This window comes from Parasaccharibacter sp. TMW2.1890, assembly GCF_023337645.1.
Lineage (GTDB): Bacteria > Pseudomonadota > Alphaproteobacteria > Acetobacterales > Acetobacteraceae > Bombella > Bombella apis.
In genome coordinates, this window is sequence record NZ_NWUV01000001.1 from 852687 (window position 1) to 876659 (window position 23973).

Below are 23973 nucleotides of genomic sequence, written 5' to 3' on the forward strand. Positions count from 1 at the left end.
GCCCTGAAAAAGTGGCACGGCAAGGGGCTCTTTCATTCTGTATCTCTATGTGGGGTATCAAGGCACAAGGGACAATACCCCTGTCGCTGCGAAGCGCTAGCAGATGATGGAAATCTGCCAGCGTCCGCCTCTTTCAGTCCGCCTGTTTTTCTTCCTCAGCCTGCTGGCCATGAACATAGACAGGCTCTGCACGGCCTTCCGCCACATCCCGGGTGACGACAACCTTGTCGACATTCTTCCGGCCTGGAAGGTCAAACATCGTTTCCATCAGGATTTTTTCCATGATGGAACGCAGACCCCGGGCCCCGGTCTGCCGCTCGATGGCACGGGCAGCAATCCCCTTGATGGCCTCTTCCTCAAACTCCAGCTCCACCCCTTCCATCTGGAAGAGACGCTGATACTGCTTGACCAGAGCATTTTTCGGCTCTGTCAGAATCTGGACGAGAGCGGCCTCATCAAGGTCATTCAGCGTGGCGATGACCGGCAGACGACCAATGAATTCCGGAATCAGGCCGTATTTCATGAGGTCTTCCGGCTCGATATCCTTGAGGATATCTCCCAGCTTGCGGTCATCCTCGGAGCGCACATCCGCCCCAAAACCAATGCCACTGCCCTTGCCACGGGCACTGATGACCTTGTCCAGCCCGGCAAAGGCCCCGCCACAGATGAAGAGCATGTTGGTCGTATCGACCTGCACGAACTCCTGCTGCGGATGCTTGCGCCCTCCCTGCGGAGGAACGGAGGCCACCGTGCCTTCCATCAGCTTCAGCAGAGCCTGCTGCACGCCTTCACCAGAGACATCCCGGGTGATGGACGGATTCTCCGCCTTGCGGGAAATCTTGTCGATCTCATCAATATAGACAATGCCACGCTGGGCACGTTCAACATTATAGTCACAGGCCTGAAGCAGCTTGAGGATGATGTTCTCAACATCCTCTCCCACATAGCCAGCTTCTGTCAGTGTCGTGGCATCGGCCATGGTGAAGGGAACGTCCAGAATGCGGGCCAGTGTCTGGGCCAGCAGGGTCTTCCCCGTTCCCGTCGGACCGATCAGCATGATGTTGGCCTTGCCGATCTCGACATCACCAGCCTTTTCGGACTGCTCCAGCCGCTTGTAATGATTATGCACCGCCACCGAAAGCACCTTCTTGGCTTCACTCTGGCCAATGACATAATCATTGAGTATCTGGCAGATTTCCCGTGGAGTTGGCACCCCTTCACCACTGGTCACAGGGCCTGTGTTCCGCTCCTCACGGATGATGTCCGTGCACAGTTCAACACATTCGTTACAGATGAATACGGTTGGCCCGGCAATGAGTTTCTTCACCTCATGCTGGGATTTCCCACAGAATGAACAATAAAGCGTATTCTTTGAATCGCTATCTTTTCCGCTCATTACAGCTCCTCAAACCCGTATGGGAGACGGGTATGTTCAGACCCCTGAATGCCCTGTTCAACAATCAGATCAGGCCCTTTTCTTCTCCGCGGGATGACGTGTCACAACCTCATCCACCAGCCCGAACTCCTTGGCCTCCGCAGCAGAGAGATAACGGTCACGCTCCAGCGCCTCCTCGATTTCCTCCAGCGCACGCCCTGTATGCTCACGGTAGATCTCATTCAGCCGGCGACGGATATGCAGGATTTCACGGGCCTGAATTTCGATGTCCGAAGCCTGCCCCTGCGCTCCACCGGAAGGCTGGTGGACCATGACACGGGCATTGGGCAGGCAGAAACGGCGGCCCGCCTCACCGGCAGCCAACAGCAGTGACCCCATGGACGCTGCCTGACCGATACAGACCGTGCTGACCGGTGAACGGATATACTGCATGGTGTCGTACATCGCCAGACCGGCAGAAACGACCCCACCAGGGCTGTTGATATAGAAAGAGATTTCCTTGGTCGGGCTGACACTCTCAAGATAGAGCAGCTGCGCACAGATCAGAGACGAGACCTGGTCATAGACCGGGCCTGTCAGAAAAATGATACGCTCCTGCAAAAGCCGGGAATAGATGTCGAAAGAGCGCTCACCCCTTGAGGTCTGCTCCACCACCATTGGAACAAGAGTGTTATTGAACACGTCCAGAGGATTACGGTCTTCAATGCCCATAGGTATTTTCCTTTACAACTCCCCCTAGCCTAGCACACCCTCTTTGCCCGTGTCTTCGCACAGAATGGACTAATATCAGAGGAATCTTCCTGCCAAGAGCAAAAAAAAGGGGCAGCGGCTGCTGCCCCTTCCTTCCTCAGATGCAGCAATCAGTCAGCATCCGGAATGTTGGCCAGTTCCTCTGCCGTCACTTCCTTGTCGGTCACTTCAGCCAGCTCGATCAGATAATCGACGACCTTATCCTCAAGGATTGGCCCGCGCAGGTTATCGATGGCCTGAGGATTCTTCGTAAAGAACTCGAACACGGCCTGCTCCTGCCCCGGGTACCGGCGAGCCTCCTGCTGCATGGCAGAGAGCAGCTCTTCCTGCGAGACCTGGATGTCCTGCTTGCGGCCAAGCTCGGCCAGAAGCAGACCCAGCTTCACACGGCGCTCGGCAATCCTGCGATAGTCGGCCCGCAGGGTTTCCTCATCCTTGGCAGCATCCTTCTCATCAAGGCTGCCATTCTTGCGCTCAGCCTCGATACGGCTCCAGATCTGGCCAAACTCGGCATCCACCATGCTCTGCGGGGCCTCAAAGTCAACCTTCTTGGACAGGATGTCCAGCAGGTCCCGCTTGATGCGCATACGGGAAAGCTGCTTGTACTCGCCCTCTGCCTGCTCGGCAATCAGCTTGCGCATCTGCTCGACGCTCTCCAGCCCCAGAGACTTGGCAAACTCATCATCAATCGTCGGATCGACCGGCTTCTTCAGCGCATTGGCCTTGATCTCGAATGTAGCCTCCTGACCGGCGAGCTCCTTGGCCTGGTAATTCTCCGGGAAGGTCACCGTGATCGTGCGTTCCTCACCCGGCTTCATGCCTTCCATCTGCTCGGCAAAACCGGGGATGAAACCAGCACCGCCAATCTCGACATTGACATCCTCGGCCGTACCACCATCAAACGGCACGCCATCCTTCTTGCCAACGAAATTGACGTTCAGCACATCACCCTTGCCAGCCGGACGGCTCTCATCCACCGTCTCGAACTTGCGGTTGCGCTGGGCAACCTCGGCCAGAGCCTTGTCCACAACCTCATCAGCAACCTTGGCACTGTAGCGGGTCAGCTTCGTGCCTGCCATGTCCGGGGTCGGGATTTCCGGCAGGATTTCCATCTCCAGCGTGAATTCGAAGGGCTTGCCCTCAGTTCCACCAGAAACGATCTCAACCTTCGGCTGCATGGCCGGACGGATGTCACGCTCTTCCAGCAGGGACTTCACGCTCTCCTGCACCAGCTTTTCCGTCACTTCCGCCTGGACGGATTCACCAAAGCGCTGCTTGACGACGGAGGCCGGAACCTTGCCCGGGCGGAAGCCGGGAAGCTTCACATCACGAGCCACTTCAGCCAGACGGGCATCGCAACGGCCCTGCAGGTCAGCAGCGGGAATAACTACGGTGAAGGACCGCTTCAGGCCTTCGGTGAGTGTGGGCGTAACCTGCATGAAACCGCTATTCCTTCTCTATGACAAGGGGATCATCGACATTGTTGTACTCAGGAGGAGACTGCCTTGGTGCGGGCGGAGGGACTTGAACCCCCACAGCTTGCGCCACCAGAACCTAAATCTGGCGTGTCTACCAATTTCACCACGCCCGCATGAACCATACGACCTGTTCTCCAGCATCCGCACCCCCTGACAGGCAGGCACGGACCCTTCATCAGTCTGCGGATTTAGCGCATGAGACAGGCATCGGCAAGGGTTTCTCTTTGCAAAGATGTCATTTCTGCCATGGGCGGTCCTGTTATTCTGCCCTCACGCACACACTGTCCCCTTCAGGCCTCTTGGAAGCCGCATGCCGGGCCGCCCCCAGCTCTCCAAAAAGGTCTTCCGGTACGATCCAGCCTGCTTTCCTGCGGGCAGCACGCCGTCCTGCCTCACCATGAACCCAGACAGCCGCCGCAGCAGCCTCCCAGGCGGGCAGCCCTGCGGCGAGAAAGGCCCCGACAAGCCCACTCAGCACATCCCCTGCCCCGGCAATGGCCAGAGCTGGCGTGGCGTGGACGTTGATGGACGAACGGCCATCCGGAGCCGCAATGACCGTATCGGCTCCCTTCAGAACAACCACGACACCCAACCGGGCTGCAGCCCACCGTGCAACCTCCAGACGGCTCCCCTCCACCTGCCCGAAAAGGCGGGAAAACTCACCCATGTGCGGCGTCATGACGGAAACCCCCTTCAGTCGCTCGGGGTGCCCGGCCGCCCATGACAGCGCACCGGCATCAGCCACGATTGTTCGACCAGACTTCTGAAGGCATGGCAGTGTCCGCTCCACCTCCTCCGGGCACAGGCCGGGGCCACAGACCCAGACGTGCCGGCGCTCATCCTCCAGCGCCTGCTCCATGGGCTGTGCATCCACAATAGCAGCCGGTGAAGCGAGTCGGTACAGCGTGGCAGCCTCGGCTGGCACCGTAAGGCGGACAAGCCCGGCACCGACATGCCGGGCTGCCTCGAACGCAAACAAGGCGGCACCGTGCATGGCAGCACCACCACAGATGCTTACCACGCCCCGTCTGTATTTGTGGTCCCCAGGCCTCTGCGCCGGGAGCCGCCATAAACCCGGTGCATTCTCCCACAGCCGGACACTCTCCATCTGGATCATGGCAGCGGCAGGCGCCGCCAGATCGACGCAGACAACCTCACCACAGAGCGACCGCCCCGGTTCCAGCAGATGGCCCGGCCTTTTGCGGATCAGGGCAATGGTCATCCGGCAGGCTGCCACACGCCCCGAACACGCCCCTGTAGCACCGTCCAGACCAGATGGAACGTCAATGGCAATGATCTGCCGTGCCGCAGCAAAGAAATCTTCGACACATTCCGACAGGGACCGGTTCATGCCAGCACCGAATACGGCATCAATCACCAGATCAGCCCGTCGGGCCTCCTCCTGCGTGAAAGCCACCACCGGCCCATGCCAGCGCTTTGCCATCCTGTCAGCCAGACTGCCAGGCTCAGGCGGATGCAGCACCGCCACGGACACAGGCCAGCCACGCTCGGCCAGATGACGGGCCAGCACATGGCCATCGCCCCCATTGTTCCCTGGCCCACAGGCCACCAGAACCCGGCAGGGCCGGACATGCTGGCAGACAGCCCGGGCAGCCATCATGCCAGCTCTCTCCATGATTACAGACAGAGTCGATGCCATGGCATGATCCATCCGCCGTGTATCCTCAGGAGCCAGAAGAACCTGCGACAGGGCTTCCTGATACGGAAAACAGGACATAATGGAATCTTCCCTCTATAAGACGTGGCCAATCACTCAGTTACACGTTACGGATTGACCATGACCAGTTCCATTCTCTGGGGGCTCATCCTCGCCCTGCATCTCCTCTGCATCACCTACTGGGTCGGTGGCGCCATCTTCTGCCTCCAGTCCCGCCGCAGCGTCCGCCTGCTGGAAGCACAGCAGGCCAACACGGTTCTGCTTCAGACCTATGGCCGTTATCTCAAGGCGCTCTGCCACGTCGTCCCTGTGGCTGTCCTCAGCGGAATCGCCCTCATCATCCATGCAGGCGCCTATCTGCCTTGGCCGTTCCACCTCATGGCCTTCTGCGGGCTGGTGATGATCGTCATTTTCCTGAGCATGCTTTTCGGCCCACTGCGGGCAGCACGGCGTGCCATCCGCCCTCAGCCGCAGCTTTTCAGCTCCCTGCATCGGCGGGCAGCCCTCATGGCGCTGGCAGGCATCATCGCCATCATCGCCGGTGCTCTTGGTGGCGGCGCCTGACATCCAGCTCTCTTCACTGTGAGCGACCGCCTATTACCTTGCCAAAAACGGCATTTGACGATAACGGATATTAACGAACCGGAGAGGCTGATACCCTTCCTCTCCGGTTGCCTTTCATCTGCCCGACAGGCTGCCGGGCAGCCTGCCCTGTAACAGAAACATTCCGAGAGTCATTTGAGCAGTAAACCATCCTCTGGTCCGTCCAAGACCCGCAGCAGCACCAGCCGCGTGCGGAAAACGTCCACTCCCCGCACGAAGACACCCCGCACCGGGACAGAAACCGGGACGGAACAGCCAGCGGACGATACTGTGCAGGATGACACCACCACTGCCGCCCGCAAGCCAGCCACGCGACGCCGCAGCACGGCAGCCGGTACCAGGAAGAAAGCCACGACTCCAGCCGCCACGGCTGCTGATGAGACAGCCCCGGCTGCTGAAGCTGCGGAGCCTGCCGAGAAACCCAAGCGCACGACGCGCCGCCGCAGCGTGAAACCCACGCCAGAAGATGCTCCCTCCCCAGATGAGGCGACAGAAAGCAGCGCCTCCACTCCGGCAAAGAAAACAGTAAAGCCCACCCGCCGCAAGGCTGCCACTGCTGAGGAAGCATCTGCCCCGGCAGACCCCACAGCAGCTGCCGGGAGTGAGGAAGCTCCCCCCGCACGCAAACGCAGGGCGACTACCCGCACCAGAAAAACAGCCGAAACAGAAACTGCCAAAGCCGACGTCCCGGAAAAAAAACCGGCAACGCCTCGCACACGCCGCAAAAAGACGGCCGAAGCCACACCGGCCACGGAAACCGTGGACGACCACGAAGAGTCGGCTACCCCTCCAACACGCCGCCCTTCCACCCGTCGGAAAGCTGCTGAAGAAACGGTCGAAACCACGGCAGGCAGCGCCGCACCAGCCGGAACGGAAGACAAGGCATCCGCCACACCAGCCAAGTCTCGCCGGAAAAGAGCGAAGAAGGCTGAAGCAGAAACGGCTGAGCCGCAGGCAGAAAAACCAGCTGAGGGAACACCCACCGAGACCGGCTCGGAAAGCCGTATCCTCTTCAGCGATCTTGGTCTTTCCGAACCGATCCTCCGGGCCGTGGAGGAAATGGGCTATACTCATCCCACGCCCATCCAGGCACAGGCCGTGCCAGAGATTCTGACCGGGCGTGACGTCCTTGGCGTGGCGCAGACTGGCACCGGCAAGACGGCCTCCTTCACCCTGCCGATGCTGGAGAAGCTCTCCAAATCCCGAGCCCGGGCCAGGATGCCCCGTTCGCTCATTCTGGAACCCACCCGTGAGCTTGCCCTCCAGGTTGCCGAGAACTTCAAGCAGTACGGGGCGCATCTGCGCCTCACCCACGCTCTGCTGATCGGTGGCGGCAAGATGAACGAGCAAAAGGAACTGCTCAACCGTGGCGTGGACGTCCTCATCGCCACCCCGGGGCGGCTGCTCGACATGTTCGAACGGGGCGGACTGCTGATGACGCAGACTGACCTTCTCGTCATTGATGAGGCCGACCGTATGCTGGACATGGGCTTCATTCCCGATATTGAGCGCATCGTGAGCCTGCTGCCCAGACGGCGCCAGACCCTTTTCTTCTCCGCCACCATGGCTCCGGAGATCCGCCGTCTGGCCGACAATTTCCTGAACAGTCCCAAGGAAATCACCGTCGCCCGCCAGTCCTCCGTTGCCAGCACCATTACCGAGGGCCTGCTGGTCGTGGAGAAGAAGGACAAGAGCCGTGCCCTCTGCGCCCTGCTGCGGCAGGATGACGTGCAGAACGCCATCATCTTCTGCAACCGCAAGCGTGACGTGGACACACTGGAACGCCATCTGACACGGCAGAAATTCTCTGTCGGCCACCTGCATGGCGACCTGACGCAGGACCTACGTTTCGAAACCCTTGAGCGCTTCCGCACAGGTGATCTCCAGATTCTCGTCTGCTCCGACGTGGCGGCCCGTGGCATTGACATTGGCGGGCTGTCCCATGTCTTCAACTATGACCTGCCTTTCAATGCGGAAGATTACGTCCACCGTATTGGCCGCACGGGCCGTGCCGGCAAGGAAGGCAAGGCCTACAGTCTGGCCACACCTGATGAGCAGAAGCTGCTCGAGGCCGTCGAGAGCCTGACGGGCAAGACGATCGAGCCGCTGGCTGTAAAAGGCTTCCGCCATCTTGAATGGCGTGGAGAGGAGGATGCCTCCCCTGCCTCCGCCAAGGATGAGAGCAAGGGTCAGCAGCGGAATGGCAGAAACAGGAAAACTGCCGAACCGAAGCAGGAAGACCGTCCGGCCCGCAAGAAGCAGCCGGAGCGTGATCCTCTGCCGGAAGCCCGCAAGCATGACCACAAGCGGTCCGGCCGAGCCGAACTGCTGCCGCCCGTACCGGAAAAGAACGGGATGCAGGATGGCTTTGGCGAGAATGTACCTGCTTTCATGAAGGTCAGCTTCCTGCCGGAACCACGTGATCCGTCCGACTCATGATGGAAACGTCCACGCAGATTCACGCCACTGTCGAACAGCTCGGCCGTTCGGGAGACGGGATGGTGCGTCATGAGGGGCGGGCCTGGTACATTCCCGGAACCCTGCCGGGCGAGCAACTGCATCTGCGATTCCATGACGGCGAAGCGGAACTTCTGGAGCGGGAAAGCACATCCCCCCATCGGGTAGAAGCGCCCTGCTCCCTGTCCGACCTCTGCGGCGGCTGTGCCCTCCAGCACATGGACCAGACCGCCCTGCTGGAGTGGAAAAAGGATCAGGTCCAGCGTGCCCTGAACAGAAGCGGCTTTACGGACCTGCCAGAACCTGCCCTGTACCAGACGCCCCCTCACAGCCGCCAGCGGCTGGACGTAGCCCTGCAAAGGGTACCAGGGGGCATCATTCTCGGGCTGCATCAACGGGGTGGTGACCCGGTGGACATGACGGAATGTCCCCTCATCCGCCCGGAACTGCTGAAGCTGCTTCCTCCACTCCGTGAGTGCCTCTCCTCCCTTGGTGCCCTGACAGGGCGTGGCAATCTGGCCATCAACCTTCTGGACAGCGGCCCAGACCTGACGCTGGAGACACCCGCTCCCCTGAGCGGTTCTGACAGGGAAAAACTGGCCGCTTTTGCACGGGACCATGGGATTCCACGCATCACATGGCGTCCGGCTCCCGGCAGGATGATGGAAACGGCTGCACAGACGGGGCCGGTCTTCCATCATTTTGGCGGTGTCAGGGTCTCACCCCCACCAGCCAGTTTCCTTCAGGCCAGTCAGGAAGGTGAGCAGGCCATCCGTGAAGCCGTTCTTGCCGGTCTGCCGCCGCTGAACCGGAAGGACCGGATCATCGAGCTGTATGCTGGATGCGGAACCCTGACCTTCCCGCTGGCCCAGCACGGTTTCGTGCAGGCCTATGAGGGCGACAGGGCGGCCATCGCCTCCCTCCGTGCCGCTACCCACGGCAGCCGTGCAGAAGGCTCCGAGCGGGACCTGAATCGCCAGCCCCTCCTGCCGCCTGAACTGAATCAGGCCCGTGTTGTCGTGCTGGACCCGCCCTATGCTGGCTCAGGCAAGCAGCTGGCCTCCCTTCTGCGCTCCAAAGTGCAGGATGTGGTCTATGTCAGCTGCAATCCAGCTGCGCTGGAAAAAGAACTCCCCGCCCTGAAGCAGGCCGGTTTTGCCGTGCTGTCATGGACCGTGATCGACCAGTTTCTCTGGTCCACGGATGTCGAGACCGTGCTGGTTCTTTCCAGAGATCCGAAACGCATCCGCAAAGCCGAAAAAAAGCGGAAGGGATAACCTCCCTCCCGCTTCATCACGTTGCGCCTGCTTCCACCATCAGACGTGGAAACTCTCCCCGCAGCCACAGCGGCCCTTCTCATTGGGATTGGTGAAGGTGAAGCCTGATTCCAGCTCCTTCACCTCATAATCCATGACCGTGCCGATCAGGAAGAGCGTCGCCTTGCTGTCCACCAGCAGGGTCAGCCCATGATCCTCGATCCGCTCATCCCCTTTCTGGACTTCCGGCACGAAATTCATCTCGTAAGACATGCCGGAACAGCCACGCTTGCCCACGCTGATGCGCAGGAACTTTCCCTTCTCGGCTCCCTCATACAGGGTCTTCAGGCGGGCGGCGGCCCGGTCTGTCATGGTCATCAGGGGTGGCAGGCTGCGTTTGGGGGCAGTATCTGTCATGAGGGTACCCTCCCGATCTTCAGTTTCCAGCGTGTTCATTCAGGATCAGAACATGTTCAGGGCAAGACGGGCATTGTCGCTCATCCGGCTCATGTCCCACGGCGGATCCCAGACCACCTTGACGGTCACTTCCCGCACGGTCGGAACGGACAGCACGGCATAGCGCACCATCTGGGGCAGCTCCTGCGCACTCGGGCAGTTCGGGGCCGTGAGGGACATCTCAATATCCACACGCCCGTCATCATGCAGGTCGATGGCGTAAATCAGCCCCAGCTCGTAGACGTTGACCGGAATCTCCGGGTCAAAGACGGTCTCGATGGCGGCGATGACCTCATCCTGCTGTGGCGGCGCATCCACGGGGGGAGGAACAAGCTCCTCCTGCCCCGCATAGGCCTGCTCCCGTGTCGGAACAGACGGCCCGGCGGGAACGTTCTCTTCCACAGCGGAAGAAACCGCCTCATCTCTGCTCTTCAGCTCGTCTGTTTCTGTCATGACATCCTCACGCAAGTAAGGCACGCGCACGCTCAATGCCGTGGGCCAGAGCGTCTATCTCGTCACGTGTCGTATAAATGGCAAAACTGGCTCTGGCGGTTGCCTGCACGCCCAGCTCCTGCATCAGCGGTTCAGCACAATGCTGCCCGGCCCGGATGGCAATGCCCTGCTGGTCCAGCAGCACGGCAAGATCATGCGGGTGTGCCCCCTCCACCTGAAGTGAGAAGACACCGCCCCGCTCCACCGGGTTTCCCATGATGCTCACACCATCCGTCTTTTCAAGCACCTTCTGGGCATAAGAGACCAGATCACGCTCATGTGCTTCAATCACGTCTGCCCCCAGCTCCTCCACGAAACGGATGGCGGCTCCCAGACCCAGCACTTCCAGAATGGCGGGCGTGCCAGCCTCGAATTTGTGCGGCGCATCGGCCCAGCTTGCCTTCTCGAACGAGACGGAGCGGATCATGTCCCCTCCACCCAGAAAAGGCGGCATCTCCTCCAGCAGGGGCAGCCTGCCCCAGAGGATGCCGACACCCGTAGGCCCATAAAGCTTGTGGCCGGTAAAGACGAAGAAATCCGCCCCCAGAGCCTGCACGTCCACCCTGCGGTGGACGATGGACTGGGAGCCATCCACGATGACTTTCGCCCCGTGCCTGTGGGCCAGCTCCGCCAGCTTTTTCACGGGCGTGATGGTCCCCAGCACGTTGGACATGTGCGTGACGGAAACCAGCGCAACACGGCCATCACCCAGCAGCTCTTCATAAGCGGCAAGATCGATGTCCCCATCCGCATTGATGGGGGCCACACGCAGCTCGATGCCCAGCCTGTCCCGCAGCATGAGCCACGGCACGATGTTGGCATGGTGCTCCAGAGCGGAGATCAGCACGGCCTGCCCGGGCCTAAGCTGGCTGCCCAGTGAATGGGCCAGCAGATTGAGGCCCTCCGTGCTGTTCTTGGTAAACACGATCTCCCGCCGGTCCGCCGCATTGAGGAACCGGGCCACATCATCACGCACGGCTTCATAAGCCTGCGTGGTCCGCTCGCTCATGTCATACAGACCACGATGGATATTGGCGTAACAGTGCCGTGCCGCTTCGCTCATCGCCTCGATGACACAGTCCGGCTTCTGGGCAGAGGCTGCGCTGTCCAGAAAGACCAGCGGACGGCCATGAGCCGTTTCGGACAGGATGGGGAAGCGGGCACGCACGTTATCAGACATGGCCGGGCAACGCTTTCAGCAGATAGTCCCGCAGGCTTTCATGCTCCACCAGTTCCACCGTTTCCAGAAGGAAGGCCTGAACCAGCATGTCACGGGCCTGCTCCTCCTGGACCCCACGGGAGCGGAGATAGAAAAGCTGGTCTTCATCCAGCGCACCGACGGTCGCACCGTGGCTGCACTTGACGTCATCAGCGTAAATCTCAAGCTCCGGCTTGCTGTTCATCTGTGCCTTTTCGGACAGGAGCAGGGCCTGGTTCATCTGGTAGCCATCAGTCTTCTGGGCGATCCGGTCCACCAGAATCTTCCCCTGGAAGACACCCTGTCCGTTTTCCGACAGCACGCTCCGCACCGTCTGGCGGGACGTGCAGTCCGGTGACGCATGATGGATCATGGAAGACAGGTCATTCAGCCGGGCACCATCGACAAGCTGGATCGCATTGACGTTCGTGTTGCTGAACGGGCCAGACAGCTGGGTGACGACTTCCTGACGGGCCAGCACGCCCCCCTGATTGAGCGTGAAGCTGTCATAATTGCCACGCTCACCCACACAGGCCCCGACAATGGCCAGACGGGCGGCCTCATGGCTTTCAGCCTGCTGCGTGATGTGGCTGAGATGCGCCTTGTCCGCACAATGGACATCCACCTGCGGATTGGTCAGATACTGCCCCGTGCCAAGCTGGACATCCAGCAGGGTCAGCTGCGCCCCCTCATCCAGCGTGACACTGTGATGAAGATGGGTGGACACGCCATCCCCTTCCGTCAGGCTGACCATGACGATCAGCCCGGCATCCGTCCCGGCCGGAACATGAAGCCGTGCCCCCGGCTGACGGAGGGCCGCATTCAGACCGGCAGAGAAACGCCCCGCCAGCAGCGGCTGCACGGCAGAACCGTCACCATATTCCTGCACGTCCATGCAGTCTGGCAGGTGGGACAGCTCCTTGCAGAAACGGCCATTGGCAAAGACCAGCAGGCCATCATGCTCTGGCAGGTTCAGGCCTTCCACACGCTGCTTCACGGTGGCGGCTTCAAGGGCTGGAGCCTCCTGCCAGGCAATCCCGTTCAGGGACTGGAGTGGCGTGTAATGCCATGCCTCCACCCGACGTGTTGGCAGCCCTTCCGCTCCCAGCAGGGCTGCACGCTCTCCGGCACGCCCCGTCAGGGCCTGCCAGGCTGCTGCACTGTTCTCACTCACGCTGCCGCCTCAAGAAACTGTTTGTAGCCCTGTTTTTCCAGCAGTGTTGCCACTTCCGGGCCGCCACTATGGATGATGCGTCCGTGCGCCATGACATGCACACGGTCCGGCACGATATATTCCAGCAGACGCTGGTGATGGGTAATCACCAGTGATGAGAAGTCCGGCCCACGCAGGGAGTTCACACCCTCCGCCACAATACGCAGCGCATCGATGTCCAGCCCGCTGTCCGTCTCGTCCAGAATGGCCAGAGAAGGCTTGAGCAGGCGCATCTGGAGCACCTCGTTGCGCTTCTTCTCACCACCGGAGAAGCCGACATTCACGGCCCGCTTGAGCATCTCGCCGGACATGGAAAGGCGGCTGGTTTCCTCCCGTGCCAGCTTGAGGAAGGACACGGCATCCAGCTCCTCCTCACCACGGGCCTTGCGCACGGCGTTTACTGCCGTCCGCAGGAAGTTGGCGTTGTTGACACCGGGCAGTTCCACCGGGGACTGGAAGGCCAGAAACACACCCAGTGCCGCACGTTCTTCCGGCTCCAGCTCCAGCAGGTCCTGCCCCTTGAAATGGGCGGAACCACCTGTCACCTCGTAATCCTCACGCCCCGCCAGAACATAGGAGAGCGTGGACTTGCCAGAGCCGTTCGGCCCCATGATGGCGTGAACCTCTCCCTTGGGGATCGTGAGGTCCAGACCCTTCAGAATTTCCTTGGGGGTGCCGTCAGCATCGATCTGGGCCTTCAGCCCCTCAATCTTCAGAAAATCACTCATAGCTCAACCAACGCTCCCTTCCAGGCTGATCTGAAGCAGCTTCTGTGCTTCCACAGCAAATTCCATCGGAAGTTCCTTGAGGACTTCCCGGCAGAAACCGTTCACGATCAGGCCAACAGCTTCTTCTTCTGAAAAACCACGGGACCGGCAGTAGAAGAGCTGGTCCTCAGAAATCTTGGATGTCGTCGCCTCATGCTCGATGCGCGCACTCATGTTGCGGCTCTCGATGTAAGGCACCGTATGGGCACCGCACTGGTCACCGATCAGCAGGCTGTCACACTGCGTGAAGTTCCGACCGTTGCGAGCCTTGGGCTGCATCCGGACAAGCCCACGATAGGTGCTGTCCGACTGTCCGGCGGATATGGTCTTCGCCACGATGGTGGACCGTGTATCCGGGGCGAGATGGATCATCTTCGTACCCGTATCGGCCTGCTGATGTCCGTTCGTCACCGCAACGGAATAGAACTCACCAACAGAACCCTTCCCCGCCAGAATGCAGGACGGATACTTCCACGTGATGGCAGAACCGGTTTCGACCTGTGTCCATGAGATGCGGGCACGATCACCTTTGCAGATGCCCCGCTTGGTCACGAAGTTGTAGATGCCGCCCTTGCCGTTCTCATCCCCCGGGTACCAGTTCTGCACCGTGGAATATTTGATGAAGGCATCTTCCATCGCCACCAGCTCGACCACGGCGGCATGAAGCTGGTTCTCATCACGCTGCGGGGCCGTGCAGCCTTCCAGATAGGAAACAGTGGCCTGGTCCTCGGCAATGATCAGCGTCCGCTCAAACTGCCCCGTATTGCGGGCATTGATGCGGAAATAGGTGGACAGCTCCATCGGGCAACGCACCCCCTTGGGCACGTACACGAAGGAACCATCGGTAAAGACGGCCGAGTTCAGGGCCGAGAAGAAATTGTCCGCCACTGGCACGACCGTGCCCAGGTATTTCTTCACCAGCTCGGGATGCTCGATGATGGCTTCGGAAATCGGGCAGAAAATCACCCCGGCCTCGGCCAGGGTCTTGCGGAAGGTCGTGGCCACGGACACGCTGTCAAACACCGCATCAACAGCAACGGGTGTCTTCTGCCCTGCCCCTTCCACGCCGGCCAGCATTTCCTGCTCATGCAGGGGGATGCCGAGCTTCTCATATGTCCTGAGCAGTTCGGGATCGACCTCATCAAGGCTCTTCGGGCCTGATTTCTTCTTCGGCTGGGCGAAGTAATGGGCGTCCTGATAGTCGATCGGCGGATGCTTGATCTTCGCCCAGTCCGGTTCGCTCATGTCCTGCCAGGCACGGAAGGCCTTCAGCCGCCAGTCCAGCATCCACTGCGGCTCTTTCTTGCGGGCAGAAATCAGCCGGACGATGTCCTCATTCAGCCCCTTCGGGGCGAGGTCCATCTCCACATTGGTCTCAAAGCCCCATTCGTAATTGGACTTTGCCAGTTTCTCGACCGCTTCACGGGTTTCTGACACAGCCGGCATGACATTCTCCCTGTTCCTCAGGCCTATGCATTGTCACTTCCACCGATGTGGCAGAGGACGGATCGAATTTCAGATCGGGGTTGGCCATATCGGCCAGAGTGATGGTCTCCAGGGCCTGCCGGACCGCTGCATTGACCATATCCCACTGCCCGGACAGACCGCAGGTCTCACCATGTGCACATTCCTTGCCATCACAGCAGGCTGTCACGCAGATGGGACCATCCACCACGCTGATGACCCGGGCCACGGAGATGTCGGCCAGCTCCTCGGCCAAGCGATAGCCGCCCCGGGCACCACGGAAAGAGACAACCAGCCCACCTGCTGCCAGCCCTTTCAACAGTTTGGCAACTGTTGGCTCTGGCACCCCCGTCTCCTGCGCCAAAGACGCTGCCGTGGCCAGATCACCACGCACACCAAGACGCACGAGAACAACGGTCGCATAATCAGCCAGTTTGGACAGTCTCAGCACAATGAAAAACCTACATCCTATATCAATGATTCTCTATTTAAGACCCAATAGGTCCCCATTCAAGGGAGTGACCCATATTTTCCCGATGGTCAAGCCTTATGTGCCGCCAGGATAAAGCGTTTTTCATATTTTGTTAAAAAATACCCAATCACGGAACAAGACAGACAAGCAGCCCCTCCAGCACGGCACCTATCACAAAGCCGACGACAGTGCCATTGACACGAATATAGGCCAGATCTTTCCCGATACCAGCCTCCAGCCGGACTGACAGGCTCTTGGCATCCCAGCGTCCGATAACACGGGCAATCATCCCCGCTACATTCTTCCGCATCTGCGGCAGGGATTTCACGATAGCCTGCCGGACCGCCCTGTCCAGCTGGCTGGCCAGGTCTGTCCTTTGCAGGAGCGTCCCCGTCAGCTGCTGGTAGGCAGTCCGCAGTGCCTGCGTACTCAACCCATCATCCCGCCGACTATCTTCCTCCACCATCAGGCAGAGCCGCCGCCACAAACCGCCACCCCATTCCTTCACACTCTCGTGTGCGAAAAAAGACGTGATGCTGCCCATGAGCTGACGGGCGCTCTCCGGGTCATCGTCCAGATCCTGGATTTTCCGTTTTACCCAGCGTGTAAACCCATGCCGGATATCGGAATCCATGGGGTCCACCCGGCCCAGCTCCGCCTTCAGGGCTGTCAGCACCTGCGTGGCCACCGAGGCCCCGATGGCCCAGCCAACCAGCCGCCCCCCCTGCTCACGCACCCGCCTCTCCACAAACCGGTGCAGGTCATCCTCCTTCGTGCTGACCAACTCCTTGAACTGCGCCAGAAAGAAAGAAAAGACTTCCTGATGGATATCCTCATCCACCATGGCTCTCAGGGCACGGATGACAAGTGCCGTAACGTCATCCCTTTTCATTAGGGTCGGAAAGAGGGTGACCAGAAAAGAGCCTCCCCGTCCATCCCCGATGCGCTCCAGCACCGCCGGGGCCAGACCACGAAGGTGACGCAGCAGAACCTCTTCCGTCTCCTTTTTCTGAAGAAGACGGGCCAAGGCCGCTGGCAGATCAGCACCTTCCAGCAGGCGCAGCATTTCTTCTTCTGTCAGGAAATGCTCAGCCATGAAACGGCCCAGCGCATCCCCCAGCTGGGCCTTTCTCTGTGGCAGGATGGCCGTATGCGGTATGGGAAGCCCAAGAGGATGCCGGAACAGGGCCGTAACGGCAAACCAGTCTGCAAGCCCCCCCACGACACCCGCCTGGCTGCCAGCCCGCAGCATTTCCAGCCAGAGTGAGGGGCCAAACAGCTTCTGCCAGACACTCAGACGGCTGATGACAGCCAGCACGGACGTCCCCACCAGCAACAGGCCTGCCCAGAGAGAGACCCCGTTTTTCCTCACCGGAAGAAACATGACGATGGACTGCCCTCCTGCATGACCGTTGGTTGCCGCCCTCCTGCCAACTTCAGGCAGGCCGAACAGAAAGCACTTCTTATTAACAAGACTTGGCGCTTTATCACAATTGAGCCTATACAGGAACGATCACGCCGGCGATGGAGCCACACCGTTCCCGGCCCATATGAGACCAAGACAAGCGAGACTGTTCCCCATGCCAGATTGCGCCTCCCAGACTGACGCATCGCCTGCTGAACTGATTGAATCCTGCACCACTGCGCTGACATACTCTCCGCATGATTTTTCCAACCTGATCATTTCCCTTGCGAAAAAGGCAGGTACGGAAAATGGTCTGGAAGCAATCGGTCAGACCGTACGTCTGTTACGGGACCGCAACTTCATGACCCGGGCCGACGCCCTGCGCCGGTATGTAGGGCTGGAGCATGACGGAGCCGAATGCCCGCCGGAGCCCCGGCTGCGCAAGGTCGCCGAGCAGCTTGTCGCACAGGCACGGACACCGGATGACCTCTCCGTCACCGGTTTTGCTGCTGTCTTCACCGCTCATCCCACCTTCGCTCTGGCCAATGATGTGTACGAACTTCTGGCCCGTCGGGCGGAGGATCCGTCCTGCCCTGTTCCCACCCTGCCGACGCATCGCCGCAGTGCGCCTCCAACACTGGATGAAGAACAGTCTCTTGCCTTGGCTGCCATCACCCGTGGGCGGGATGCGCTGGACAGCCTTACCATGGAGATCCTCCAGACAGCCCGTCGCCGCTGGCCTGAAGCCAACGAGATGACCCCTGCCCCTGTCCGGCTGGCCAGCTGGGTCGGGTTTGATACGGATGGCCGCAATGACATTGGCTGGTGGGACACCATCCGCATCCGTCTTGGCCTCAAGATTGCCCAGCTGGAACGTCTGCTTGAAGGACTGGAACAGATCGGGCTGAAAGAAGGTGTACTGAGCCGGCGTGTGGCCGAAGCCCTTGCCGCCACGCAAAAGCAGCGTGACATCTGCCCCCGCTCTGTCCCCGGCCAGACCATGAAACCGGAAGACATCGCCCGCTTCGCCCATGTCCTCATCGACCTGCGGGAAACGGCCCTGCTCAATGCTGATGAGCTACGCCCTCTCTTCCGTGAGGAGGCAGCCCGGCTGGATGGTGAAAAAGCCCATCGGCTGGATGTCATGCGCACGGGGTTCCTCAATCACGGGCTTGGACTGTCCCACATCCATACCCGCCTCAATGCAGCCCAGATTTACAACGTGGCCCGTACAAGGCTGGGCCTGACAGATGATCCGACCCTGCCTTTCCATCGTCGGGCGCTTCTCTCCCATATTGATGCCGCCATGGATGACCTCAAGCCGCTGGCCATCGATTTCGGGGCCCTGCTGGTAGAGCCCAGTGCCGCCTCACGCCTGATGATGACGATGGCGCAGATCCTCAAACATGTGGATTCCGGCTCCCCCATCCGCTTCCTGATTGCCGAGACGGAAAGCGGCTACACCCTGCTGGCCACGCTGTGGCTGGCCCGGCTCTTTGGCATCCGTGATGACCAGATCGAGATTTCCCCACTCTTCGAAACGGAAACGGCTCTGGAGAACGGTGCCGAGATTCTGGAGGAAGCCTTCCGCTCACCACACTGGCGGGCCTATCTCCGGGCCAATGGGCGCCTGTCCCTCCAGTTCGGTTATTCGGATTCCGGGCGTTATGTCGGCCAGCTGGCGGCCGGCCCCATGGTGGAACGCCTGCGCCTGCGGACACTGGAGCTGATGAAAGAACATGGGCTGGAAGACATCGCCCTGACCATGTTCGATACCCATGGTGAAAGCATTGGCCGCGGTGCCCATCCTTTCAGCCTGAAAGAGCGTCTGGAATATTTCTCTCCGGCCAACACAAGGCAGGCGCTGCACAAGGCGGGCATTGCAAGCCGGGTTGAAGCTGCGTTTCAGGGAGGGGACGGCTACCTCGCCTTCGGTACGGACAGGCTGGCGGCCTCCACCATTGCAACGCTGGCTGAATTCGTGGCAGCCCAGGGCGAGCCCATTGCGGCTGACAAGCTGAATGATCCACTTTTCAGCAAACCCGATTTCGCCATGGACTTCTTCTCCACCATCGCCCTGAAGATGGGTGACCTGGTGAACGACCCGGGCTATACCGCCCTCCTCAGCGCCTTCGGCCCTGCGCTGGTGGACAAGACCGGCTCCCGCCCCTCTGCACGTCAGTCCGATACAGCACGGGTAACACGCATAACCCATCCAAGCCAGATCCGGGCCATCCCCAACAATGCCATTCTCCAGCAGCTGGGCTGGTGGGCCAATGTCCTGCATGGTCTCGGCAGTGCTGCCCGCCGCCATACAGAGCAGTTTGAACGGTTGCGTCACAGCTCGCCCCGCTTCCGCCAGCTTATGGATTTTGCCTCCCAGGCTCTGAACCATTCAGACCTTGATGTCCTCCGGGCCACCATCCATCAGCTGGACCCCGGTACATGGCTGAACCGGGCTGCTGACTGCGACAATGCTGATGATCGGGTCCATTTCCTCAACATTGCCCGTGACCTTGAGGAGCTGGAATTCTGGAAGAGCGTCCCGGCCCTGTTCCGGCGCATCCAGAGGGAAGATATCGCCCTGCGCTCTGCATGGCCTGAAGCCCCTCGCATGGATGTGGATGAAAAGCTCCTGCACGTCATCCGCTTTGCTCTGATGGACCGCATCTGGACCCTGGGAACACACATCCCCTATTTCGGTCCCCGTGGTACTCTGACACGGGAAGCCATCACGACACTCATCCTGTGTCTTGATGTGCCACGGGCTCTCCGCCTGCTGGATGACCTCTTCCCCATCACGGCCCCCAGCATTGCCGATCTCGATTTCGGTGAACCGGGTGGCGCTGCTGTGGCACAGGGCTTTGCCCGTGAGCATCGGGAGATATTCCAGCCACTGCAAAACGCCTTCGACCTGCTCCGGGAGGTCGGCGTGGCCATCATGCACGCCAATCACTGCTTCGGCTGACATTCCTCCATCAGGCGAAACACGACCATGAAAAAGGGCCTCCTTCCCAGTGGAAAGAGGCCCTTTTTCTATCCTCACAGACTTGCAAAACGGAGACGATCCACACTCTTCCCACGTTCCTCTCCATCCATTCTGGAGACGTTCAGTCTTCTGTCCAGATACCTTCCCTCGTACGGCGCAGCGCTATACCAGGGACAAAATCAGGTCGCCATATTTTGGGCACCCCCACTTTCTGGGACAGGTAAATCCCCGTATGCCCTGAGCAGAGATAGGCGATGAAACAGCCCGTGGCGTAATAGACAATGTTCGTCCCACCAAACAGCTCCACCCCCATGACCGTACAGGCCAGAGGCGTATTGACGGCTCCACCGAACACGGCCACCATCCCCACACCGGCCAGAAGATCACCAGGCACACCGAGCACCGGTGCAAGGGCATTTCCCAGTCCAGCTCCTACAAAGAATAGAGGCGTAACCTCTCCTCCCTTGTAGCCTGTGGCAAGAGCCAGGACTGTGAAAACCAGCTTCAGCAGCCAGCTCCACTCATAATGGGTCGTGCTGAAAAAGTTGACGATGGACGCTCCGCCCGCCTCCGGTGCCACGACACCAAGGCCCAAATAATCCCGTGTTCCCAGCAGCCAGACCAGCAGAATGGTCACGAGACCGCCAATGGCTGGCTGCAACCAGGGTGTCGGACAGATTTTCTTGATGACCGGACCAAGCCTGTACACACCCTCTGCAAAGGCACGGCTGGCAAACCCGAAAGCCACAGCCGCCACAGCAACCTTTACCCACAGCAGGGCATCAACATGGAAAGGCGTCTGCCCTGGAGCTGCCAATCCCCTGAATGTAACGGGATAGACCGCATGATGTATCCCCCATTGATGGCATGTCCAGTCCGCAATGATGGACGTGACAGCCACAGGCAGCAGAGCAGAATACTCCAACGTACCAAGGGTCAGGACCTCCAGACCAAAGATCGCCCCCGTGATGGGCGTGCCATACACGGCGCCAAGGCCGGAGGCTACACCAGCTGTCAGCAGAATGCTCGTGTTGCGGCTGTCCAGCCGGAACAGTCGGGCAAAACTGCTGGCCAGACTTCCACCCATCTGCACGGCAGTGCCTTCACGCCCCACGGATGCCCCAAAAAGGTGACTGACCACTGTCCCGATGAACACAAGCGGGGCCAGGCGCAGCGGTACCCCTTCCGAAGGTTTGTGGATTTCATCAAGGATGAGATTATTACCGCCTCCTGCACGACCGCCCCACCAGTAATAGGACAGGGCCACGGCCACACCGGCGACAGGCAATCCATAGAGAATGTCAGGATGGTCAAACCGGTATTGCGTCACCCATTCCAGCATCCAAAGGAAAAGAGCGCAAAAACTGCCCACCACAACTGCCAGCGGTACCAGTACACAGAACCACTGAAACAGACGGGACAAAAAAGAAACGCTTTTCTGGAAAAACAACATGACAAATTCCCCCTAACGCACCCTCACCGATCACTGCGAGGGATTCTGTTGGCAGGAATCATCAGCCTTCCCCGGCAACCGGGTGGCGGTTCGGCCCACAAGGAACCCGGTGGCAATCCATCACCGTTCCCTCTCAAAAACACGATCCCATAATACCTGTCAAGCAGACGCAAAAAGAAAACCCCCCGCCAGCACGCTGGCGGAGGGCCTCCCTCACAGAACAGTCAGCAGGGAACGTATCAGCTACGCTCTGCGATGATCTCATCCTGCACGTTACGAGGCACCGGCTCGTAGTGGTGGAACTGCATGGTGAAGGACGCACGGCCCTTCGTGGCAGAACGCAGATGGGAAATGTACCCGAACATTTCCTTCAGCGGCACCTGGGAGCGGATCAGAACCGTGGAACCCGAGGTCTCCTGGTTCTGGATGATACCACGACGACGGTTGAGGTCACCCACCACGTCACCGACGTGATCGTTCGGCGTGGTGATCTCCACATCCATGATCGGCTCCAGAATGACCGGACCGGCCTTCTTCATACCTTCACGGAAGCAGGCCTTGGCAGCGATTTCGAAGGCCAGAGCCGAAGAGTCAACGTCGTGGTACTTACCGTCTTCCAGAGTGAACTTGAAGCCCACCGTATCGAAGCCAGCCAGCACACCCGTCGTGGACTGCATGCGCACGCCCTTTTCGACAGCCGGGATATATTCCTTCGGCACGGCACCACCGACGATCTTGTTCTCGAACAGAATCTCCTCGGCACCCTTCTCCGTCAGCGGCTCGAAGGTGATCTTCACCTCAGCGAACTGACCGGAACCACCAGACTGCTTCTTGTGGGTGTAGGTCTCGGTGTGGGACTGGGTAATCGTCTCACGGTAAGCAACCTGCGGGGCACCGATGTTGGCATCAACGCCATATTCACGGCGCAGACGGTCCACGATGATGTCCAGATGCAGCTCACCCATACCGGAAAGAATGGTCTGACCCGTTTCCTGGTCTGTCCGCAGATGCAGGGACGGATCTTCGGCTGTCAGCTTCTGGAGAGCCAGCGTCATCTTCTCGACGGCGTCCTTGGTCTTCGGCTCGACAGAAATGTCGATCACCGGAACCGGGAACTGCATGCGCTCCAGAATGACCGGATCAGCTGCATCGGCCAGCGTGTCACCTGTCACGGTATCTTTCAGACCAACGAAGGCAGCAATGTCACCAGCACCAACAGACTTCACTTCCTGACGCTTGTCAGCGTGCATCTGGAACATGCGGCCAACGCGTTCCTTCGTGCCCTTGGTGGTATTCAATACGGTGTCACCCGTGTTCAGCACGCCACGATAGACACGGACGAAGGTTAGTGTACCGTACTTGTCGGAGATGATCTTGAAGGCCAGACCAGCAAATTTACCTTCCGGGTCCACCGGGATGATCGGCAGGAAGCTCTCGTCAACTTCCTTGTCTTCCGGCGGAGCAATACGGATGCCCTCGACTTCGTCCGGTGCTGGCAGATAATCAACCACGGCATCCAGAAGCGGCTGCACACCCTTGTTCTTGAAGGCCGTACCGCACAGCACAGGACGGAACTCACCAGCGATGGTGCCCTTCTTGATGCAGCGTTTCAGGGTTGCGACATCCACCTCACCCTTCTCGAAATACTCTTCCATGGCGGCGGTATCGACGCTCAGGGCGGTATCGAGCAGGTTCTGGCGGGCTTCCTCGGCACGCTCCTTCATGTCGGCCGGAATCTCTTCATAGTGGAACTTGGCGCCCAGCTCACCGCCTTCCCAGACGATGGCACGCATTTCCACCAGGTCCACCACACCGACCATGTTCTCTTCAGAGCCGATCGGCAGCTGAAGCGGGATGGCCACGATGTCCAGCTTCTCCTTCAGTGTGCTGAAGGCGTAGTCGAAGTCGGCACCGGTACGGTCCAGCTTGTTGATGAAGATGATGCGGGGCACGTTGTAGCGGTCAGCCAGACGCCAGTTGGTCTCGGACTGCGGCTGCACGCCAGCCACACCTTCAATCACGAAGATGGCGCCATCGAGCACACGGAGGGAACGGTTCACCTCGATGTTGAAGTCGATATGGCCAGGGGTGTCGATGATGTTGATGCGGTGGCCGTCCCACTCGCAGGTCACGGCAGCAGACGTGATGGTGATGCCGCGCTCACGCTCCTGCTCCATGTAGTCGGTTGTGGTGTTCCCGTCATGCACTTCACCGATACGGTGGGACATACCGGTGTAATAGAGCATACGCTCTGTTGTTGTCGTCTTACCGGCATCAATGTGAGCGGTAATACCGATGTTGCGAATCTTTGAGAGAGCGGACTTCGCGCCCTGAACGCTGTCGTCGGTCACGGGAAACCTCCAAAATGCAAGGAAAGGTGCCACCGCCTGCGCCGGGGCACCCTCATCAGGCCCTGTATGAATACCAGAAAAACAGACTACCCCGG

General features: G+C 59.7%; 18 protein-coding genes, 1 tRNA gene and 1 riboswitch. Of the genes, 4 read left to right on the forward strand and 15 right to left on the reverse strand.

Features of this window, described 5'->3' with window-relative positions; all coding sequences use genetic code 11:
- Positions 1-133: 133 nt before the first annotated feature.
- The 5 genes from clpX to CPA54_RS03790 all read right to left on the reverse strand — a co-directional run bounded on the left by clpX (position 134) and on the right by CPA54_RS03790 (position 5362).
- Positions 134-1396, reverse strand: coding sequence for an ATP-dependent Clp protease ATP-binding subunit ClpX (clpX, locus tag CPA54_RS03770; RefSeq protein ID WP_043559908.1), 1263 nt, complete (start codon positions 1394-1396; stop codon positions 134-136).
- Positions 1397-1465: 69 nt separating this feature from the next.
- Positions 1466-2107 carry an ATP-dependent Clp protease proteolytic subunit gene (locus CPA54_RS03775; RefSeq protein WP_043559905.1) on the reverse strand — a complete coding sequence of 214 codons (642 nt, stop codon included), beginning with the start codon at positions 2105-2107 and terminating at the stop codon, positions 1466-1468.
- 149 nt (positions 2108-2256) lie between these two features.
- Complete coding sequence (gene tig / locus CPA54_RS03780; protein WP_081563228.1) at positions 2257-3585, reverse strand: trigger factor; 1329 nt, start codon at positions 3583-3585, stop codon at positions 2257-2259.
- 67 nt (positions 3586-3652) lie between these two features.
- Positions 3653-3737: transfer RNA gene (locus CPA54_RS03785), tRNA-Leu, on the reverse strand.
- 146 nt (positions 3738-3883) lie between these two features.
- A complete protein-coding gene (locus CPA54_RS03790; RefSeq protein WP_249085544.1) occupies positions 3884-5362 on the reverse strand; it encodes an NAD(P)H-hydrate dehydratase in 1479 nt (492 codons plus the stop codon).
- 60 nt (positions 5363-5422) lie between these two features.
- Here CPA54_RS03790 and CPA54_RS03795 point away from each other — a divergent pair, with 60 nt between their 5' ends.
- The 3 genes from CPA54_RS03795 to CPA54_RS03805 all read left to right on the forward strand — a co-directional run bounded on the left by CPA54_RS03795 (position 5423) and on the right by CPA54_RS03805 (position 9639).
- Positions 5423-5866 (forward strand): hypothetical protein, encoded by a 444-nt coding sequence (locus CPA54_RS03795; RefSeq protein ID WP_043559900.1) that lies wholly within the window; start codon positions 5423-5425, stop codon positions 5864-5866.
- 486 nt (positions 5867-6352) lie between these two features.
- Complete coding sequence (locus tag CPA54_RS03800; RefSeq protein WP_249085706.1) at positions 6353-8344, forward strand: DEAD/DEAH box helicase; 1992 nt, start codon at positions 6353-6355, stop codon at positions 8342-8344.
- A complete protein-coding gene (locus CPA54_RS03805) occupies positions 8341-9639 on the forward strand; it encodes a class I SAM-dependent RNA methyltransferase (protein ID WP_154981391.1) in 1299 nt (432 codons plus the stop codon). The genes CPA54_RS03800 and CPA54_RS03805 overlap by 4 nt, the downstream gene beginning before the upstream one ends.
- Positions 9640-9678: 39 nt before the next feature.
- Here the strand turns inward: CPA54_RS03805 and CPA54_RS03810 are convergent, their stop codons facing one another.
- The 8 genes from CPA54_RS03810 to CPA54_RS03845 all read right to left on the reverse strand — a co-directional run bounded on the left by CPA54_RS03810 (position 9679) and on the right by CPA54_RS03845 (position 17064).
- The gene (locus CPA54_RS03810) at positions 9679-10035 is read right to left on the reverse strand and encodes an iron-sulfur cluster assembly accessory protein (protein ID WP_043561127.1); all 357 of its coding nucleotides are present in this window, start codon (positions 10033-10035) and stop codon (positions 9679-9681) included.
- A gap of 45 nt (positions 10036-10080) precedes the next feature.
- A complete protein-coding gene (locus tag CPA54_RS03815) occupies positions 10081-10527 on the reverse strand; it encodes an SUF system Fe-S cluster assembly protein (protein WP_081563230.1) in 447 nt (148 codons plus the stop codon).
- 7 nt (positions 10528-10534) lie between these two features.
- Positions 10535-11746 carry an aminotransferase class V-fold PLP-dependent enzyme gene (locus tag CPA54_RS03820; RefSeq protein WP_043559898.1) on the reverse strand — a complete coding sequence of 404 codons (1212 nt, stop codon included), beginning with the start codon at positions 11744-11746 and terminating at the stop codon, positions 10535-10537.
- Positions 11739-12938 carry a Fe-S cluster assembly protein SufD gene (gene sufD / locus CPA54_RS03825; protein WP_249085545.1) on the reverse strand — a complete coding sequence of 400 codons (1200 nt, stop codon included), beginning with the start codon at positions 12936-12938 and terminating at the stop codon, positions 11739-11741. The genes CPA54_RS03820 and sufD overlap by 8 nt, the downstream gene beginning before the upstream one ends.
- Positions 12935-13705, reverse strand: a complete 771-nt coding sequence (gene sufC, locus CPA54_RS03830) for a Fe-S cluster assembly ATPase SufC (RefSeq protein ID WP_043559896.1) — start codon at positions 13703-13705, stop codon at positions 12935-12937. The genes sufD and sufC overlap by 4 nt, the downstream gene beginning before the upstream one ends.
- 3 nt (positions 13706-13708) lie before the next feature.
- Complete coding sequence (gene sufB / locus CPA54_RS03835) at positions 13709-15190, reverse strand: Fe-S cluster assembly protein SufB (protein WP_086441718.1); 1482 nt, start codon at positions 15188-15190, stop codon at positions 13709-13711.
- Positions 15165-15659, reverse strand: coding sequence for an SUF system Fe-S cluster assembly regulator (locus CPA54_RS03840; protein ID WP_249085546.1), 495 nt, complete (start codon positions 15657-15659; stop codon positions 15165-15167). Before CPA54_RS03840 ends, sufB begins: the two co-directional genes overlap by 26 nt.
- Before the next feature lie 148 nt (positions 15660-15807).
- A complete protein-coding gene (locus CPA54_RS03845) occupies positions 15808-17064 on the reverse strand; it encodes a DUF445 domain-containing protein (RefSeq protein ID WP_249085547.1) in 1257 nt (418 codons plus the stop codon).
- 196 nt (positions 17065-17260) lie between these two features.
- Here CPA54_RS03845 and CPA54_RS03850 point away from each other — a divergent pair, with 196 nt between their 5' ends.
- Positions 17261-20053 carry a phosphoenolpyruvate carboxylase gene (locus CPA54_RS03850; RefSeq protein WP_249085548.1) on the forward strand — a complete coding sequence of 931 codons (2793 nt, stop codon included), beginning with the start codon at positions 17261-17263 and terminating at the stop codon, positions 20051-20053.
- A 142-nt stretch (positions 20054-20195) separates the two neighbouring features.
- Here the strand turns inward: CPA54_RS03850 and CPA54_RS03855 are convergent, their stop codons facing one another.
- Together CPA54_RS03855 and fusA are read right to left on the reverse strand one after the other, a co-directional pair.
- Positions 20196-21527 carry a voltage-gated chloride channel family protein gene (locus CPA54_RS03855; protein WP_408902138.1) on the reverse strand — a complete coding sequence of 444 codons (1332 nt, stop codon included), beginning with the start codon at positions 21525-21527 and terminating at the stop codon, positions 20196-20198.
- 45 nt (positions 21528-21572) lie between these two features.
- A riboswitch (Fluoride riboswitch) is annotated at positions 21573-21661 on the reverse strand.
- A gap of 105 nt (positions 21662-21766) precedes the next feature.
- Positions 21767-23878 carry an elongation factor G gene (fusA, locus tag CPA54_RS03860; RefSeq protein WP_043559890.1) on the reverse strand — a complete coding sequence of 704 codons (2112 nt, stop codon included), beginning with the start codon at positions 23876-23878 and terminating at the stop codon, positions 21767-21769.
- Between the last annotated feature and the right edge of the window lie 95 nt (positions 23879-23973).

Bases quoted from the DNA above. Each gene is read 5' to 3' on its own strand.
- clpX (WP_043559908.1), bottom strand. From the start codon at position 1,396: ATGAGCGGAAAAGATAGCGATTCAAAGAATACGCTTTATTGTTCATTC.
- CPA54_RS03775 (WP_043559905.1), bottom strand. From the start codon at position 2,107: ATGGGCATTGAAGACCGTAATCCTCTGGACGTGTTCAATAACACTCTT.
- tig (WP_081563228.1), bottom strand. From the start codon at position 3,585: ATGCAGGTTACGCCCACACTCACCGAAGGCCTGAAGCGGTCCTTCACC.
- CPA54_RS03790 (WP_249085544.1), bottom strand. From the start codon at position 5,362: ATGTCCTGTTTTCCGTATCAGGAAGCCCTGTCGCAGGTTCTTCTGGCT.
- CPA54_RS03795 (WP_043559900.1), top strand. From the start codon at position 5,423: ATGACCAGTTCCATTCTCTGGGGGCTCATCCTCGCCCTGCATCTCCTC.
- CPA54_RS03805 (WP_154981391.1), top strand. From the start codon at position 8,341: ATGATGGAAACGTCCACGCAGATTCACGCCACTGTCGAACAGCTCGGC.
- CPA54_RS03810 (WP_043561127.1), bottom strand. From the start codon at position 10,035: ATGACAGATACTGCCCCCAAACGCAGCCTGCCACCCCTGATGACCATG.
- CPA54_RS03815 (WP_081563230.1), bottom strand. From the start codon at position 10,527: ATGACAGAAACAGACGAGCTGAAGAGCAGAGATGAGGCGGTTTCTTCC.
- CPA54_RS03820 (WP_043559898.1), bottom strand. From the start codon at position 11,746: ATGTCTGATAACGTGCGTGCCCGCTTCCCCATCCTGTCCGAAACGGCT.
- sufC (WP_043559896.1), bottom strand. From the start codon at position 13,705: ATGAGTGATTTTCTGAAGATTGAGGGGCTGAAGGCCCAGATCGATGCT.
- sufB (WP_086441718.1), bottom strand. From the start codon at position 15,190: ATGCCGGCTGTGTCAGAAACCCGTGAAGCGGTCGAGAAACTGGCAAAG.
- CPA54_RS03845 (WP_249085547.1), bottom strand. From the start codon at position 17,064: ATGTTTCTTCCGGTGAGGAAAAACGGGGTCTCTCTCTGGGCAGGCCTG.
- CPA54_RS03850 (WP_249085548.1), top strand. From the start codon at position 17,261: ATGCCAGATTGCGCCTCCCAGACTGACGCATCGCCTGCTGAACTGATT.
- CPA54_RS03855 (WP_408902138.1), bottom strand. From the start codon at position 21,527: ATGTTGTTTTTCCAGAAAAGCGTTTCTTTTTTGTCCCGTCTGTTTCAG.